General features: G+C 64.1%; 17 protein-coding genes. All 17 read right to left on the reverse strand.

Annotated features, from left to right (window positions below; translation table 11 throughout):
- Nucleotides 1-2 precede the first annotated feature (2 nt).
- The 17 genes from KW825_RS08315 to KW825_RS08395 all read right to left on the reverse strand — a co-directional run bounded on the left by KW825_RS08315 (nt 3) and on the right by KW825_RS08395 (nt 16467).
- A complete protein-coding gene (locus KW825_RS08315; protein ID WP_252994820.1) occupies nt 3-1190 on the reverse strand; it encodes an amino acid ABC transporter permease in 1188 nt (395 codons plus the stop codon).
- Between the two features lie 68 nt (nt 1191-1258).
- Complete coding sequence (locus KW825_RS08320; protein WP_042653990.1) at nt 1259-2278, reverse strand: amino acid ABC transporter substrate-binding protein; 1020 nt, start codon at nt 2276-2278, stop codon at nt 1259-1261.
- 479 nt (nt 2279-2757) lie between these two features.
- Complete coding sequence (locus tag KW825_RS08325; protein ID WP_218328912.1) at nt 2758-3072, reverse strand: DUF2845 domain-containing protein; 315 nt, start codon at nt 3070-3072, stop codon at nt 2758-2760.
- Nucleotides 3057-4070 (reverse strand): ABC transporter permease, encoded by a 1014-nt coding sequence (locus KW825_RS08330; RefSeq protein ID WP_218328913.1) that lies wholly within the window; start codon nt 4068-4070, stop codon nt 3057-3059. The genes KW825_RS08325 and KW825_RS08330 overlap by 16 nt, the downstream gene beginning before the upstream one ends.
- Nucleotides 4071-4164: 94 nt before the next feature.
- Nucleotides 4165-5046 carry an ABC transporter ATP-binding protein gene (locus tag KW825_RS08335; RefSeq protein WP_218328914.1) on the reverse strand — a complete coding sequence of 294 codons (882 nt, stop codon included), beginning with the start codon at nt 5044-5046 and terminating at the stop codon, nt 4165-4167.
- Nucleotides 5047-5163: 117 nt separating this feature from the next.
- The gene (locus KW825_RS08340; RefSeq protein ID WP_042653994.1) at nt 5164-5775 is read right to left on the reverse strand and encodes an FKBP-type peptidyl-prolyl cis-trans isomerase; all 612 of its coding nucleotides are present in this window, start codon (nt 5773-5775) and stop codon (nt 5164-5166) included.
- A gap of 180 nt (nt 5776-5955) precedes the next feature.
- The gene (locus tag KW825_RS08345; protein ID WP_371315791.1) at nt 5956-6078 is read right to left on the reverse strand and encodes a copper homeostasis protein CutC; all 123 of its coding nucleotides are present in this window, start codon (nt 6076-6078) and stop codon (nt 5956-5958) included.
- Nucleotides 6079-6085: 7 nt separating this feature from the next.
- Nucleotides 6086-6811: a copper homeostasis protein CutC gene (locus tag KW825_RS08350; protein ID WP_218328915.1), complete on the reverse strand. Its 726-nt coding sequence runs from the start codon at nt 6809-6811 to the stop codon at nt 6086-6088.
- 42 nt (nt 6812-6853) lie between these two features.
- Complete coding sequence (locus KW825_RS08355; protein WP_218328916.1) at nt 6854-7756, reverse strand: ROK family protein; 903 nt, start codon at nt 7754-7756, stop codon at nt 6854-6856.
- A gap of 111 nt (nt 7757-7867) precedes the next feature.
- A complete protein-coding gene (locus tag KW825_RS08360; protein WP_218328917.1) occupies nt 7868-8374 on the reverse strand; it encodes a GNAT family N-acetyltransferase in 507 nt (168 codons plus the stop codon).
- Nucleotides 8362-9171, reverse strand: a complete 810-nt coding sequence (locus KW825_RS08365; RefSeq protein ID WP_218328918.1) for a M48 family metallopeptidase — start codon at nt 9169-9171, stop codon at nt 8362-8364. Before KW825_RS08365 ends, KW825_RS08360 begins: the two co-directional genes overlap by 13 nt.
- Before the next feature lie 153 nt (nt 9172-9324).
- On the reverse strand, nt 9325-10299 hold the full coding sequence (locus tag KW825_RS08370; protein WP_042653999.1) for a PstS family phosphate ABC transporter substrate-binding protein: 975 nt from the start codon (nt 10297-10299) through the stop codon (nt 9325-9327).
- A gap of 288 nt (nt 10300-10587) precedes the next feature.
- On the reverse strand, nt 10588-11880 hold the full coding sequence (gene phoR, locus KW825_RS08375) for a phosphate regulon sensor histidine kinase PhoR (RefSeq protein WP_218328919.1): 1293 nt from the start codon (nt 11878-11880) through the stop codon (nt 10588-10590).
- Nucleotides 11881-11888: 8 nt separating this feature from the next.
- On the reverse strand, nt 11889-12578 hold the full coding sequence (phoB, locus tag KW825_RS08380) for a phosphate regulon transcriptional regulator PhoB (protein WP_042654001.1): 690 nt from the start codon (nt 12576-12578) through the stop codon (nt 11889-11891).
- Between the two features lie 102 nt (nt 12579-12680).
- Entirely contained in the window at nt 12681-13091 is a 411-nt protein-coding gene (locus KW825_RS08385; RefSeq protein WP_218328920.1) for a VOC family protein, read from the reverse strand.
- A gap of 119 nt (nt 13092-13210) precedes the next feature.
- Complete coding sequence (locus KW825_RS08390; protein WP_218328921.1) at nt 13211-14491, reverse strand: GGDEF domain-containing protein; 1281 nt, start codon at nt 14489-14491, stop codon at nt 13211-13213.
- A 326-nt stretch (nt 14492-14817) separates the two neighbouring features.
- Complete coding sequence (locus KW825_RS08395) at nt 14818-16467, reverse strand: sigma-54-dependent Fis family transcriptional regulator (RefSeq protein WP_218328922.1); 1650 nt, start codon at nt 16465-16467, stop codon at nt 14818-14820.
- Nucleotides 16468-16552: the final 85 nt, after the last annotated feature.

Genomic DNA, 16552 nt, shown 5'->3' on the forward strand with positions numbered 1-16552 from the left:
CCCTAGCGCTCCACCAGCGTCATCTTGCGGTTGTAGATGTTCATCAGCACCGAGGTGGTGATACTGATGAGCAGATAGACCCCCATGGTCATGGCGATCACCTCGATCGCCTGCCCGGTCTGGTTGAGGGTGGTGCCCATGAACACCGAGACCAGATCCGGATAGCCGATGGCGGTGGCCAGCGAAGAGTTCTTGGTGAGATTCAGATACTGGCTGGTGAGCGGGGGTATGATGACCCGCATCGCCTGCGGAATGACCACCAGCCGCAGGGTCTTGGTGGGTGACAGCCCCAGCGCGGAGGCGGCCTCCGTCTGCCCCTTGCTGATGGCCTGGATGCCGGAGCGCACTATCTCGGCGATGAAGGCCGCCGTGTAGATGGTCAGCGCCAGCAGCAGAGCGGCCAGCTCGGGCAGCACCGTCAGCCCGCCCCTGAAGTTGAAGCCCTGCAGGGTCGGGATGCTCCAGGAGAGCGGGCTCCCCACCAGCAGGAAGGTAAGCAGGGGCAGCAGGATGAGCAGGCCTATGGAGCAGAGCCAGACCGGGAAGCTCCTGCCAGTCAGCTCCTGGCGGCGATGGGCCCAGCGACGCAGGCCCCAGCTCACCAACAGCGCCAGCAGCAGCGCCCACAGCACATAACCGAAGCCATCCTCGAACAGGGGCTTGGGGATATACAGGCCGCGCACATTGAGGAAGGCGAGTTCTCCCAGCTCTACGCTCTGGCGCGGCGAGGGCAAGGTGCGCAGCACCGAGAAGTACCAGAAGAAGATCTGCAGCAGCAACGGAATGTTGCGAAAGGTCTCGATGTAGACGGTGGCAATCTTGGCCACCAGCCAGTTGCTCGACAGCCGGGCCACCCCGAGCACGAAGCCGAGCAGGGTGGCAAACAGAATGCCGAGCACCGACACCAGCAGGGTATTGAGCAGGCCGACCACGAAGGTGCGACCGAAGGTATAGGTCTCGTCGTAGGGGATCAGGCTCTGCAAGATGCCGAAACCGGCGGTGTTGCCCAGAAAGTCGAAGCCGGTGGTGATGCCACGGGTGGCCAGATTGGTCAGGGCATTGTTGATGATGTAGAACAGAAACGCGATCACGGCCGCAACGGCCAGGCACTGGAAGATCAGAGCCCGTACCTTCGCGTCATACCACCAGCGGCCCTGTTCTTTCCTCTGGTTCGGTGCATGTAACGCCATAGGGATGACTCCGGCAAGGCCAAGGCAAGAGGGAAATGGGGGGCCAGGCCCCCCGGCAGTTCATCGACTCAGCGGATGGGCGGGGCATACATCAGGCCCCCCTTGTTCCACAGCGCGTTGATGCCACGATCGATCTTGAGCGGAGACCCAGCCCCCACGTTGCGATCGAACGACTCGCCGTAGTTGCCGACCTGCTTGACGATGTTGTAGGCCCACTTGTCATCCAGCCCCAGCACGGCGCCCTTGGGCTCTTCCAGCCCCAGCAGACGGCGGATGTCCGGATTGGTGGATTTCAGCATCTCGTCCACGTTGGCACTGGTGACCCCCGCCTCCTCGGCATTGAGCATGGCGTAGAGGCTCCAGCGCACCACCTTGAACCACTGCTCATCCCCTTGCCGCACCGCCGGGCCCAGCGGCTCCTTGGAGATCACCTCAGGCAGCACCACAGCCTCTCCCGGCTTGGACAGCTTGATCCTGAGCGAATAGAGCTGGGACTGATCCGAGGTCAGCACGTCGCAGCGCCCCGCCTCAAATCCCTTGACGGTCTGATCCGAGGTATCGAACACCACAGGGGTATATTTCATGCCACCGTTGGCGCGGAAGTAGTCCGCCAGATTGAGCTCGGTGGTGGTACCGGACTGGATACAGACAGCGGCGCCGTCCAGCTCCTTGGCGCTCTTGACCCCGAGGGACTTGTTGACCAGGAAGCCCTGGCCGTCGTAGTAGTTCACGCCGGCGAAGGTCAGGCCCAGCGAACCGTCACGAGTCAGGGTCCAGGTGGTGTTGCGGGAAAGCAGGTCGACCTCACCGGATTGCAGGGCGGTGAAACGCTCCTTGGCGGTGAGGGAGACATACTTGACCTTGCCGGCATCCCCCAGCACGGCGGCGGCGACGGCGCGGCAGACGTCCACGTCCAGCCCAGTCCAGGTGCCCTTGGCATCCGGGTTGGAGAATCCGGGCAGACCATCGCCGACCCCGCACTGCACGAACCCCTTCTTCTTGACTGCGTCCAGGGTCCCATCCGCCCAGACATTGGCCGCCGTCAGCGACAGCACTATCACCATACCTGCCTTGTGTATCTGCTTCATGTCACTCTTCCCTGTGGTTTGATTCAAAGTTGGCACCCCAAACCTCATCAGATGCCTTGGTTTTCTCTGCTTTTTGCAGCTTATCCAGCCGGTTAAAAACCTGTCAATCGGTGCAACCTGGCCCACTTCTGGTGCAACAGCACAAAATGTTTAAACCGCTCGCGGTGCACCATTTGAATAGAAAATAGACCCTTATCGACCAAATAGCCTGCTGTCATAGGCCATTCATTCCATGAGGATTATTTTTTCGACAAAATGCGACTGCACCGTGGTGGGGCAACGAAGTGGCCTCATAACAGATTCATTAAGCTCAGATTTCTGTCAGCAGGCTCCAACACAGGGAGCCGTGACCCTGAAAGGCAGGGATGGACGGGCCGATGGCCCTGTGGCTTTCCGGCTCAAGGGGACGCCATAGGCGGGGGTACCATTGGCCCCTGCCCGCACTGGCTCTGTGATAATGCAGCCGGGCGGCCAGGGGATCAGCCGCCGCGCGGGCCATCTTCGATCTCGGTGATGACGCCGTTCTCGACGGTGACAAACTGCATGAACTCGCTCTTGCCGAAGTTGTATGTCCAGCGCTCGGCATACTTGACCGTCATCCTGGCGCCAAAGCCGTTCTCCTCGTAACGGGTCAGGTCCTCCCTGAGCATCGGCTGACCGCAGCGGATCAGCAGCTCGGCCGTGGTATCCCCCTCGGTCAGCAGGGTACTCTTGCAACGCAGGGTACCGGCGCTCACCGGCAGCGTGGCAACCAGCAGTAGCAACCACCACATTGACTTCATTTTGCACTCCATTTGAACAACGCGGCCCCCAGCGTGACACACACCAGGGCGAACAGGACGACCTGGGCCAATGGCCCAGCCACCTCCTGCCAACCGGCTCCCTCCAGCATCACGGCGCGGGCCGCATCGATGATCTGACTGAGCGGCAAACGCGCCGCCACCGCTTGCAACCAGGGGGGAGAGCCTTCCAGCGAAAACCAGACGCCGGATAAGAACATCATGGGCAGACTGATGAGATTGAGCAAACCGCTCGCCAGCTCTTCGTTCTGGATGCGGGCAGCGATGAGCAGCCCGAGCGAAGCCATGGCGGCGCCACCTGCCAGAGCGATCAGCAGCAGCAACCAGCCCGAGCCAAGCAGCGGGACGCCGAGCAGCCAGTACGCCACCAGAAACACCAGCAGACTCACCACCAGGGTGATCAGGACACGCGACAGCAGCTGCGCGCATAGGAACTCGGCCGCCGACAGCGGGGTCGCTCGCAATCGCTTGAGCACCCCGTTCTTGCGATAGCGCACTATGACGAAACCAACCCCGAACAGGCCGGAGAACATCAGGTTCATGCCGATCACCCCGGGCAGCAGCCAGTCGCCATAGCGGATGGCCTGGCCGCTCAGGGTCTCCTTCTGCAGCGGCATGAGCACAGCTTGGCGCAACAAATACTCCGCCATGGCCCCCTGGGGCGCATCCGGGTTGACCCAGTAGCGACCCTGCGCCGGCGAGAGCAGCAGATCCAGCTGATGGTGGCGCACCTTGAGCCGCCCTCTCCCCTCGTCCTCATAGGGGATCAGCTTGAGCAGCGGAATGGCACCGAGGGGCTGGTAGGCGGCGGGCAGCGCCCCCAGCACCCCGATCTGCACCAGCGGCTTGGGGGGGCCGGAGAAGATGAGGGAGAAGCCGATCACCAGCAGCAGTGGGAAGGCCAGGTTCCAGATCAACGCCGCCCTGTCCCGCACAAACTCGAGGTTGCGGGCATGGAAGAGTGCGCCTATGCGCTTCATCGAGCCGCTCATGCGCCGCTCCTCAGGCTATGGCCGACCCGCTGCGGGAAGAGATCCTCGAGGTTGCGGGCATGGAAGAGTGCACCTATGCGCTTCATCGAGCCGCTCATGAGCCACTCCTCAGGCTGTGGCCGGTCAGGTAGAGGAAGAGATCCTCCAGATTGGGGGAGCGTACCTGCATGCCGGTCAGCGGCACCCCCAGGCTGAGCAGTCTCGGCAGCAGGGCCGCCACGTCGGGACAGCTCAGCTCCACCTGATCGCCATGGCGCTGCAGCGGATGGCCCAGGGTGGCGAGGGCCGGGTGATCCATCAGCCGCACCAGCACGCCGTCGAAGTGGCGGGCCAGCAGGGCCGCCGGCGTATCCAGGCTGAGCAGGTGACCGTGGTCGACGATGGCGATGCGGTCGCACAGCTGCTGCGCCTCGTCCATGTAGTGGGTGGTGAGCACCACCGTCTTGCCCTGGGCCTTGATCGCCTCGATACGCTGCCAGAAGTGATGACGCGCCTGGGGATCCAGCCCGGTGGTGGGTTCGTCCAGAAACAGCAGCTCGGGATCGCCGAGCAGCGCCAGCGCCAGCAGCAGGCGCTGACGCTGGCCGCCGGAGAGCTTGCGGCTGTCCCGATCGATAAACTCGCCGAGGGCGCACAGCTCGATGAGCAGTTCCCGCGACAGGGGATTGGGATAGAGACTGGCAAACAGACGCAGGGTATCGTGCACCGTCAGGAAATCCTGCAGCGCCGTGTGCTGGAACTGGATGCCGATACGGGAGCGGTAATCGGGGCCGCGGGGGGCGCCATGAAACAGGATCTGGCCGCTGTCCGGGGTGAGGATCCCCTCCAGCAGCTCTATGGTGGTAGTCTTGCCCGCCCCGTTCGGCCCGAGCAGGCCGAAGCAACTGCCGGCGGGAATGGCGAAGCTGAGGCCATCCACCGCCTTGACGCCGGGAAAGTGCTTGATAAGGTCGATGACCTCGATGATGGCTGCCATGGTCGCTCTCCTGGGAGAAGCCCTGACTATAACTCGGGCATCTGCCCATTGCCCGGCCCCGAGGCCCCAAAAACAAACGGCGACCCAAGGGTCGCCGTTTGCATCAAGCCAGCCGGATCACAGGATGTCCAGCAGCTCCACTTCGAATACCAGCGCGGAGTACGGCGGGATGGAGCCGGCACCACGGGCACCGTAGGCCAGATCGTGCGGGATGTAGAGCTTCCACTTGGAGCCTACCGGCATCATCTGCAGCGCTTCCACCCAACCGGCGATGACGCCGGTCACCGGGAATTCGGCCGGCTCGCCACGGGCGACTGAGCTGTCGAACACGCCACCGTGGGTGAAGGTACCGTGGTAGTGCACGCGCACGGACTGACCGGCCACCGGCACGGCGCCATCGCCTTCCACCATGACTTCGTATTGCAGACCGGAGTCGGTCACCTTGACGTCGGCGCGCTTGGCGTTGTCGGCCAGGAAGGCTTCGCCTTCACCGGCAGCGGCCTTGGCAACGGCTTCCTGCTGTTCCTGCATGCGGGCGGTGATGACCTGGAAGGCATCGTTGATATCGTCACGGCTGACCGCGAACTCCAGACCATTCAGGGCATCTGCCAGACCTTGTTGCAGGGCCGGGATATCCAGACCGGCGAACGCTTGCTGCGCCAGTTGATCACCCATGTTGCGGCCGATGCCATAGCTGGCCTTCTGTTCGATAGAGTCGTATTGGGACATTGAGATGTAGCTCCAGATCCAAGTAATGAGGCATGTAAAAGAGACGGGATGATATCAGACTTTTTCCCGGGGTGCTGCCGGCGCCGGCCCTGATTTCCCCGCCGGTGGGAGAGAGTTCACACCAGCCGGAGGCGAACGCCGCCCATTGGCGGCGATCTCCTCAAGAGCTAACCACTCTCGTCAGGCGTCCAGCAGCGCCCGCACCGCCGCCACCTTGGCGCCGTCGGTGATATTGACCCGACCGTCGTCCGAGGTGCCCATGTTGACACCTTGGCAAAGAGAGGCACCATGCCGCCGCGTCACTCTCTTCTCAGACACGGTCCAGCAGGGCCCGCACCGCCGCCACCTTGGCGCCGTCGGTGATATTGACCCGGCCGTCGTCCGAGGTCCCCATGTTGACGCCGTGAGGCACCATGCCGCCGCGCCAGCCCATGCCGGACATGTGCACCTCGCTCACCCCGGTGAACTCGAGGATGGTGCGCACGTTGTCTGCATTGACCCCGGCCCCCGGCATCAGGCTGGCGCGGCCCGCCAGCGTCTGCTGCATGGCCTGCAGGGTCTCCAGACCCGCCAGGGCGGTCGGCGCATGGCCAGAGCTCAGGATCCGCTCACAGCCGGCCGCGACTATGGTCTCCAGATCGGCGCGCCAGTTGGAGCTGAGATCGATGGCGCGATGGAAGGTGACGCCGAGGGGACCGGCGGCATCGACCAGCTGCTGGAGCAAGGCGGCGGGCACCCTGCCGGCCTCGTCCAGCAGCCCCACCACCACACCCTGCAAGCCGGCGGCGCGGGCGGCGGCCACATCCAGCAGCATGAGCTCGAACTCGGCGGCACTGAAACAGAAATCCCCGGCGCGGGGGCGGATCATGGCGTACACCGGGATGGTCGCGTGGCGCGCCACCTGTTGCATGAAGCCATAGGAGGGGGTGAGACCACCCAGTCCCAGCGCAGAGCAGAGCTCGATGCGATCCGCGCCAGCCTGCTGAGCGGTAAACAGGGATTCCAGGTTGTCGATACAGATTTCAAGACGGGTCATGAAGACTCCTTATTCCGGGGAGATCAGACCCTGTGTCTGATCTCATAAATTGAGCAGGGCCGCACCGCGCACCCCGCCGGCACCGCCGAAACGGGCCTGGCGGATCGCCGGCAGGGCGACGCCGGGCAGCAGATGGCCGGGCAGGCGCTGCGGCAACTGTTCATAGAGGGCGGGCAGGCCGCTGAGGCCACCCCCCAGCACAACCACCTCGGGGTCGATCACCGAGATGGCGGTGGCGAGACCGGCGGCCATGATCTCCAGCCAGCAGTCGATGGCCGCCAGGGCGCTGGGCTCGCGGGCATCGGCGCAGGCGACGATCTGGTGGCCGCTGGCCCGCTCGCCGTGGAAATGATGATAGAGCCGCTCCAGGCCGGTGCCGGAGGCATAGGTTTCGAAACAGACCAGGCGGCCACAGCCGCAGCGAGGACGAGGCAGGTCGGGATACTTCATCAGGATGGTGGCCGGCAGCGGGTAATGGCCTATCTCCCCCGCCAGCCAGTTGCGTCCCTGGATGAGCCTGCCTGCCAGATAGACGGCGCCGCCGATGCCGGTGCCTATGGTCACCCCCAGGGCGCTCTCCGCGTCGGCCGCAGCCCCTTGCTGCACTTCGGACCAGAGGAAGCAGTTGGCGTCGTTGTCGACACTGACGGTACGACCCAGCAGGGTCGCCAGATCCGCTCCCAGATGACGGCCATGGATGGCGGGCAGGTTCGCGGCCACTATGCTCCGATCGTGGCGATTGAGGATGCCGGGAAAACCGATGCCGACCGCCCCTCTGGTGCCAAACCGGGCGTCGGCCTCCAGGGTCCTGGCGAGAATGAGTTGCTGCAATCCCTGATAGTCGTCACCCGGGGTACTCATGCGCTCCTCGTGACAGAGATTCAAGCCGCCGTCATAGACCGCGAAGGCGATCTTGGTGCCGCCAATATCAAAGCCGTAATACATGCCCACACTCCCTTGCCGGTGAACCGGGTCACCTCAGTCTGTCCAGAAGGGGCACATTGTATTAATTCGCAAAAAAAATAAAGTGACCGGAGGCGAAAAACGGGAGCCAGCTCAAAGCAAACGGAACATTTGTCGCTGCAGGCAGGGTTGCCCGAAGCTCTGCAGGGTGCGCTCCTGGCCATCGAAGATGAAGCCGCGCCGCTGGTAGAAGCGCTCCCCAATGTCGTTGCCATCGAGCAGCCACAACCTGACGCATTCGCAGCCTTCCCGGCGCATCTGCATCGCCACCGCCTGCCACAGCCGCTTGCCGTGGCCCCGGCACCAATGGTCGGGATGCAGGTAAAACGCCAGGATGCGGGCCGTCGTCAGCTCCCCCTCCCGCGCCGGCTGCCAATAGAGCAGGCCGATGACCAGCTCCCCCAGGCAGAGCAGCATGGGATGGGGACCGGGCTCGGCGAGCCGGTGGCGCCACACCCGCAGGTGCGCGGTGACCGCCAACCGGGTCAGCGGCGCCTCCCCGAGCACCTTGCCATAGGCCGCCAGCCAGCTGGCCCGCTGCATCACCGTCATGGCGGCAGCGTCAGCGGGGCGGGCCATGCGCAGACTTATGCCTTGCACTGAGGAGTCAGACCTGCGGCACGGGCCTGCTGATACAGGGGCTGCGCCTCGGCCTGCTGGGCTTGCAGCTCGGCGATGCGGTTCTGATCACTGGGGTGGGTGGAGAGCAGCTGCGGCGGCGCCTTGCCACCGGAGGCCGCGCTCATGTTCTGCCACAGGGGAATGGCCTGGGCCGGGTCGAAGCCGGCACGGGCCATCAGATCCAGCCCAAGCCGATCGGCCTCGCTCTCCTGTTCACGGCCATAGGGCAGGGTGATCCCCACCTGGACCCCGAGTCCGAGCGCCGCCATGGTGGCACCGCCGCCCTGGCTGCTGCCCAGAGCCACATCGGCCACCGCCAGCCCTATGCCGGTCAACTGATCCCGGGAGAGACGCTCGTTGGAGTGCTGGGCCAGCACGTGGGTCAGCTCGTGACCGATGACGGTGGCGAGCTGATCCTGATTCTTGGCGACCTTGAGCAGGCCGCTGTAGACCCCGATCTTGCCGCCAGGCAGGGCGAAGGCGTTCACCTCCTTGGAGTCGAACACCACCACCTCCCAGCTGGTGATGCCGTAGCTGGCCGGCACCTGGGCGGTGATCGCCTTGGCCACGCAGGAGACATAAGCGTTGAGCCTGGCATCCTTGCTCACCTTCTCCTGCTTCTTCATCTGATCGAAGGAGTCGGCCCCCAGCTGGTTCATCTGCTGGGGGGAGAAGAGCAGCATCTGGCTGCGGCCGGTCGGCGACTGGGCACAGCCGGCCAGCAGCGAACCGCACAGAGCCACCAGACCGATTTTGGACAGAGAAGAGGTGCGCATGAAGGGATCCTTTACCTTGAAGTTGCCCTATTTTCGGGAATGCCGTCGTCCGGTGCAAGCCGGCAGCCATGACATGCGACCAAAAAGATCCCATGGCACCAATAAAAACGAGCCCGCATGGGGCTCGTTGTTCTGTACTGGCGAGGCGATGGCTTACATCAGGCCCAGCTTCTTCAGGTCGGCCTGGACCACCTTGGCGGGGACCGGCACGTAACCGTCCTTGGCCACTATGGTCTGACCGGCCTTGGAGAGGATCATCTTCACAAACTCTTGCTCCATCGGGGAGAGCGGCTTGTTCGGGTGCTTGTTCACGTAAACGTACAGGAAGCGCGACAGCGGATACTTGCCGGTGATGGCGTTGTCAGAGGTCGCCTCGATGAAGGTCTTGCCATCCTTGGAGAGCGGCACGGCGCGCACGCCTGAGGTGACATAACCGATGCCGGAGTAGCCGATGCCGTTCAGGGAGGAGGAGACGGACTGCACCACGGAGGCGGAACCCGGCTGCTCGTTCACGCCGCTCTTGAAGTCGCCGTTACACAGGGCGTGCTCCTTGAAGTAACCGTAGGTACCGGATACCGAGTTGCGACCGAACAGCTGCAGATCCTTGCTGGACCAGCTGCCATCCAGACCCAGATCGGACCACTTGGTGGCGGCCTTGGCTTCGCCGCACTTGAGGGTGCTGGAGAAGATGGCGTCGATCTGCGGCATGGTCAGCCCCTTGATGGGGTTGTCCTTGTTGACGAACACGGCCAGGGCATCGACCGCGACGCGGATGGCGGTCGGCTTGTAGCCGTAACGCTTCTCGAATGCCTCTTCTTCACCGGCCTTCATGGCACGGCTCATGGGGCCAAACTGGGCGACGCCCTCGGTCAGTGCGGTCGGCGCGGTAGAAGAACCGGCGGCCTGGATCTGCACGTTGACGTTGGGGTACATGCGCTTAAATTCTTCGGCCCACAGGGTCATCATGTTGGCCAGGGTGTCTGAGCCGACAGAGGACAGGTTGCCCGAGATGCCGCTGGTCGGGGCGTATTCCGGCAGGTCTTTATCCACACCGGCAGCCAGAGTGCTGACAGAAAACAGGGTTGCTGCGGTGAATCCGATCACACCGGCCAGTTTGTTGAGTTTCATCCAATCTCTCCAAAATTACAGAAGGCTATTGCCAATACATGGCGCCGATTAACACTGTCTTGCGGTGGTCAACCCGACTGCATCAGTCAGATTGTTGAGTTTCATTCCCTAGCCTCTATCTCCAAAGTGACAGAAGGTCTGTTCTTAAGACGGCGCCAGTATCTGACCTGGCAATGACAAATTTATGGATTTAATGTGACACTTTGATGACATGGCGGCAGATGCTGGCAGATGAGAAGGGGGCCTCGCAGAGGCCCCCTTGATGACGCTAACGCATTGCTGCCGAGGCTATTTCACCACCATCCTCGCCGGGATGAGGAAGCTGAAGCGGCTGCCGACGCCGACCTGGCTCTCTATCTCGAGCTGGGCATCGTGATGACTCAGCGCGTGCTTGACGATGGCGAGGCCGAGCCCGGATCCGCCGGTGTGGCGGGAGCGCGCCTTGTCGACCCGATAGAAGCGCTCGGTGAGACGCGCCAGATGCTCAGGCGGTATCCCCTCCCCCTCGTCCTGCACCGCGAACAGCGCCATGGCCCCCTGCTTGCGCCACTCCACGCTGATCTTGTGACCCGCCGGGGTGTAGTGAATGGCGTTGTAGACCAGGTTGGAGACGGCGCTGCGCAGCTGATCCCTGTCCCCTCGCACCAGCAGGCCGGGCTGCACCCTGAACTCTATCTGGTGCGCATGCTCCCCGGACAGCGCCCGCGCCTCCTGCTCCAGCAACCCCAGCATGGCGGGCATGTCCACCAGATGGGACAGATCCACGGTCGGGGCCGCCTCGATCCGCGACAGGGTGAGCAGCTGATTGACCAGATTGTCCATGCGGATGGTCTGCTCCATCATCACCCTGTGCGCCTTGGCCCACATGGCGGGGGGCGGCGGCTCCTCGGTCATCTCCAGATAACCCTTGAGCACGGTGAGCGGGGTGCGCAGCTCGTGGGAGACGTTGGAGACGAAGTGCTTGCGGGTCTTCTCCAGACTGCGCAACCGGGTCACGTCGCGCACCACCAGCATGGCCTGATCCTCGGCGTAGGGCATGATGCGAAACTCGAGCGACTTCTCCTCGTTGATCGGGGAGTTCATCTCGAAGGGTTCGTCATACTGCCCCTTGCCGAGGTAGGCGACGAAGGCAGGATTGCGGATCAGGTTGCCGATGTGCTGACCGGCATCCTCAGGCCAGCGAAAGCCGAGCAGTTGCTCCGCCAGCCGGTTGCACCAGAGGATGCTGCCATCGGTGCGAAACACCACGGCCGCATCGGGCAGCGCCTCGGCCCCCTCCCGAAAGCGGCGGATCAGACCCGCCAGCTCGCGGCGCCGGGCCCGGTGGCGCTGCTGCAACTTGTAGATGCCGTTGAAGATGTATTCCCAGCTGCCGCTGCCATTGGGGGGCACCAGGCTGCGATCGTGCCACAGCCAGTCCGACAGCCGCTTCTGGAAGCGGTAATGCCAGCCGAGGTGCAGCAGAGTGGCTAGCAGCAGGCAGAGGGTGAGGTAATTCGTCAACCAACCTACCAAGACGAAGGGGGCGTAGAAGAACGCCATTCGCCACAACTGTCGCCGCCAGGCGTAAGGTTGCAACATGTTAGCCCCTAGAGACGGGTTGAGAAGCGATATCCGGCTCCACGCACCGTCTGGATCAATCTGTCGTGTCCCGTTTCTTCGATCGCCTTGCGCAGGCGACGGATGTGCACATCCACGGTTCTGTCCTCCACATACACATTAGTGCCCCAGACGTTGTTGAGCAGTTGCTCGCGGCTGTAGACCCGCTCCGGGTGCGTCATGAAGAAGTGCAGCAGCTTGAACTCGGTCGGCCCCATGTCGAGCGCCTTGTCTTCGGCACTGACGCGATGGGAAACCGGATCCAGCTTAAGCCCCTGCACCTCGATCACCTCGTCCACCGAGGTGGGGGAGACCCGACGCATCACGGCATGCAGGCGCGCGGTCAGCTCCTTGGGGGAGAACGGCTTGGTGATGTAGTCGTCGGCTCCCGCCTCCAGACCGCGCACCTTGTCCTCCTCCTCGCCACGGGCGGTCAGCATCACCACCGGGATCTGGCGGGTCACCTCATCCTGTTTGAGTTGCTTGATAAACTGGATGCCACTGCCACCGGGCATCATCCAGTCCAGCACGATAAGTTCCGGGTAGGGCTCACGCACCTTCGCCAAGCCATCGGCATAGTCTTCCGCTTCAATCGTCTCATATCCTTTTTGCTCGAGCACGAAGCAGAGCATTTCGCGGATTGGTGCCTCGTCCTCGACCACCAGAATTCGCTTAGCCATATCCCTTCTCTCTCCTCTGTGAAGATGGGTGCGCCAATTATTAGAACTTTCTGTGACACTTTTATGACTTTATGACGGGCGGGATAATAAACGTTTTCAGTTTCAGTTGGCAGCGACGCGTTGCAGCAGGTCCCAGCGGTTGCCACTGAGGTCCTCGAACACCACCACGGTGCCATAGGCCTCGACGCGGGGCTGTTCACAAAAGTGCACGCCATAGGCCTGCATCCGATGGTAATCGCCCCAGAAATCGTCGGTCTCGAGGAACAGGAAGACCCGGCCACCGCCCTGCCGGCCGATGGCGGCCTCTTGCTCGGAATTGGCGGCCCGCGCCAGCAACAGCGCCGACCCGGAGGCGCCACGGGGGGCGACCCGCACCCAGCGCTTGCCGGGCTTGCCCGGCTCGTCGAGCGGGCTGTCTTCCAGCAGGACGAAGCCGAGCCCCTGGGTGAAGAAGGCGATGGCCTGGTCGTAGTCGGCCACCAGCAGGGTCAGGGCGCCAAGGTGTTGCGGCATGGGGATGTTCCTCGTCAGATGAGCCGGGCGGCGAGCGCCCTCATTGCGGCGCAGCATAGCGGGTTTTTGCCCGCAGAGGCCAGCACGGCCAGGGCATTTGAGGGCACCACCGCGCGCCCTTACCCCACCTCGACCCGGTTGCGCCCCTGCTTCTTGGCCCGATAGAGCGCCTCATCGGCCCGCTTGAGCACGCTTTCCAGCGGATCGCCGCGCCGCTCCGCCACCCCGAAGGAGGCGGTGATCTTCAGGCCCCTTGGCCAGTGCGGATAGCCGACCAGCGCGGCCCGCAGCCGCTCGGCCAGCGCCAGCGCCTTGGCCTGCTCATGGTGCAGGCAGACCAGCACAAACTCCTCTCCCCCCCAGCGCACCAGACGGCAGAGGCTATCGCAGTGGCGCAGCACCTCGCTCACCATGTGCTTGAGCACCTCGTCTCCCATGGGGTGGCCATGGTTGTCGTTGACCCGCTTGAAGTGATCGATGTCGATATAGATGAAGGAGAGCGGTATCTCGCCGAGCTCGCTGAGCAGCTTCTCGCCGCCGAACCGGTTGAGGGCCCCGGTCAGGGGATCGTAACGGGCCTCCTCCTCGGTGCGCCGACTCTGCTCGCTCAGGCTCTGGCTAAGCGCCTCGGCCGCCCGCCGCGCCGCCCTGGCCTTGCGCAGCCGGTCCCGCATCAGCAGATGCTGCACCAGAAACAGCGTGAGCCCGTAGGCCAGCCAGCTCAGCAGCAGGGGACGATAGAAGGAGCCAGCCCGCCCCCAGCGGCCATAAAACTCCATCTGCTCCAGCGCCAGCCGGTAGTGGCCGGGCTTCATGCCGACACCGGAGGCGATCTCGATGGCAAAGACGTGGTGCAGATCCGGCCCCTGCTGGGAGAGCGGGATCTTGTACTGCTGCACCCACCAGGTGGCCGGGGTAAACACCTTGAGCGGCACGTCCTGGACACGGCCGTAATCGTCGGGGCGGAAGATCACCTCGTTGAACTTGTGGGAGGTCTCATCCCCGGGCTTGGAGTAGGCGGGGTGATAGTTGCGCAGATAGAGTCGCCATACTTGCTCCCCCTCGCCCTCGACCCGCAACTTGATGCGCACCCCGTCGAAATGGGAGAGATCGATTCCCTGCTCGGGCTTGGCCAGGGTCAATGCCAGCTCACAGAAGGGAAATTCGTAGCCGGCGCGCAACTGGCAGTCGATGGCGGGTTGCTCCCGTGATGGGAGCAGAGAGGTGACCGAATGGCCCCCCAGCGGGCGATCATCATGCACGGTGACGGACAGTTCGGTATTGGCCACCATCTCCAGCCGTCGATCGGGCCCGAATTCAAACAGCAGGATCGCCAGCAGGCTCAATACCAGCAACACCCAGAACAGCAGGTTGGTCACGCGAGAATAGGAAGGAAGCATATGTATCACGCCTAAACAGGACTCTTACTCTACACCTTCCGATCCGGCTCCAACCTGCTCCGGATCCGAAGGTTATTACACGCGCCGCCGCGGGCGCCATGGGCTAACGGACCGGTGACATGCCTAGGGGCATGCGGGGCCGCCGCTCCCAGACGCAGGGATAACCCTGCTTGAGTTCCGTTCGGGATCAGACCCATGCTCGGGGTGGGAGGGCGCGGGCCAACGTCTTGATATCTTTACCACAGAGCACTCCATGCTACGGAAAAATAAAGAGAAATCGTCTTGCGCCCCATAGTACACAAGGCGGGCAGGAAGCGATAGCGCCCTCAGCCGCCCGTTCGCAACGTCCGGTAGAGGGTGGTGCGGCTGATGCCGAGCCGGCGCGCCGCCTCGCTCACGTTGCCGTCGCACGCCGCCAGGGTCTGCTGCACCCGCAGCCGGTTTTGCTCCCTCAGGGTGACGGCCTCCCCCACACACTGGGCTCGCGACAGCGTCTGCGCCTCGGGCAGATGCAGGTGCGAGGGCAGGATGATGCCCAGCCCTTCCGCCAGCACGCAGGCCACCTCCAGCACCTGCTTGAGCTGGCGTACGTTGCCGGGCAGGGAGTGGGCCAGCAGCTGGCGCTCGGCGGCCTCATCGAGCCGCAACGCGGGATCCATCTCCCGCAGCAGGTGCAGGATCAGGGCCCTGCGCTCGGCCAGCGGTCGCGCCCGCAGCGGCGCAAGTGACTGGCGCCAGCCGCAGATGCGGTAGTAGAGATCCTCGCGAAAGGTGCCGGCCTGCACCATGGCGGCCAGATCCCGGTGGCTGGCGCTGACCAGCCAGAAGTCCACCGGCTCGGGTCTGTGGCTGCCGACCGGGGTGACGGCTCGCTCCTGCAACACCCGCAGCAAGCGGGTCTGGGCCGACAGCGGCAGCTCGCCGATCTCGTCCAGCATCAGGATGCCGCCGTGGGCGGCGCGCAGGTAGCCCTGACTGCCCTGGCTGCGTGCGCCGCTGAAGGCCCCCCCCACGTAGCCGAACAGCTCGGCCTCCACCAGCTCCGCCGGCAGGGCGCCGCAGTTGACGCACAGCAGCGCCTTGTCCCGTCGGCTCGACTGGCGGTGCAGGATGCGCACCAGGTGCTCCTTGCCGCTGCCGGTCTCCCCCTCGACGAGCAGGGAGATGCCCCGCTCCAGCATCTTGAGCGGCACCGATGCCGCGTCCTGACGAGGCGCCACGACGGGCGCGGGTTCGGGTGCCAGCCGCAGGCCACGGCACTCGCGCAGCAGTTGTTGCCCATCGAAGGGATACTGGCCGAGCCAGAGTCGCCCGGCCCGGTTCGCGCCGAGCAGTTCCCCCGCCTCCCCCAGCAGCAGCCGGGCAGACCAGAGGCTCTGGGGCTCCAGATCCACCAGCCAGCCCGGCTGGCGGGCCAGCAAGGCGTTCTCGAGCGTCATGGCCAGCAGCCGCACCGTGCCCAGCATGTCGCCGTCGTGGTGCGCCGCATCGGTGGAGATGTCGAGCACCCCGAGCAGACTACCGTCTGGCCCGAGCAGCGGGCTGGCGCTGCAGCTGAGGAAGCTGTGCTGGGCGAAGAAGTGCTGGGCCCCCAGCACCTGCACCTCGCTCTGTTCGGCGAGCGCGGTGCCGATGGCGTTGGTGCCCTTGCTCGCCTCCCCCCAGCGGGCGCCGCTGCGCAAGAAGATGCGCTCGGCGTGACGGGCGAAGCCATCGTCGCCGCTGGCGGCCAGGATGGCCCCCTCGGCGTCACACAGCAGCAGCCGGCAGGGTCGCCCGGCCAGCAGCTGGGCAAACAGCGGCAACACGAAACGCTGGAAGCAGGCGACGAGGCCCTGGCTCGCCTCCAGCCGGGCGGACAGCTCCCCCTGGGGCAGCAAGTCCAGCTCGGTGCTCTGCTGGCGGCTGAGCCCCTGATGCAGGCAGCGCTGCCAGGAGCGTTGGATGGGGCCGGCAAACTGAGGTAACTCGATCATCACGCCTCCTGTTCATAAAGGGCACAGTGTCGCGGTCACTGTCCAGAAACGGCACAGGCTGGACGCCGCCACCGGGCTCACTGGT

It is taken from the genome of Aeromonas sp. sif2433 (assembly GCF_019218705.1).
Taxonomy (GTDB): Bacteria; Pseudomonadota; Gammaproteobacteria; order Enterobacterales; family Aeromonadaceae; genus Aeromonas; species Aeromonas encheleia.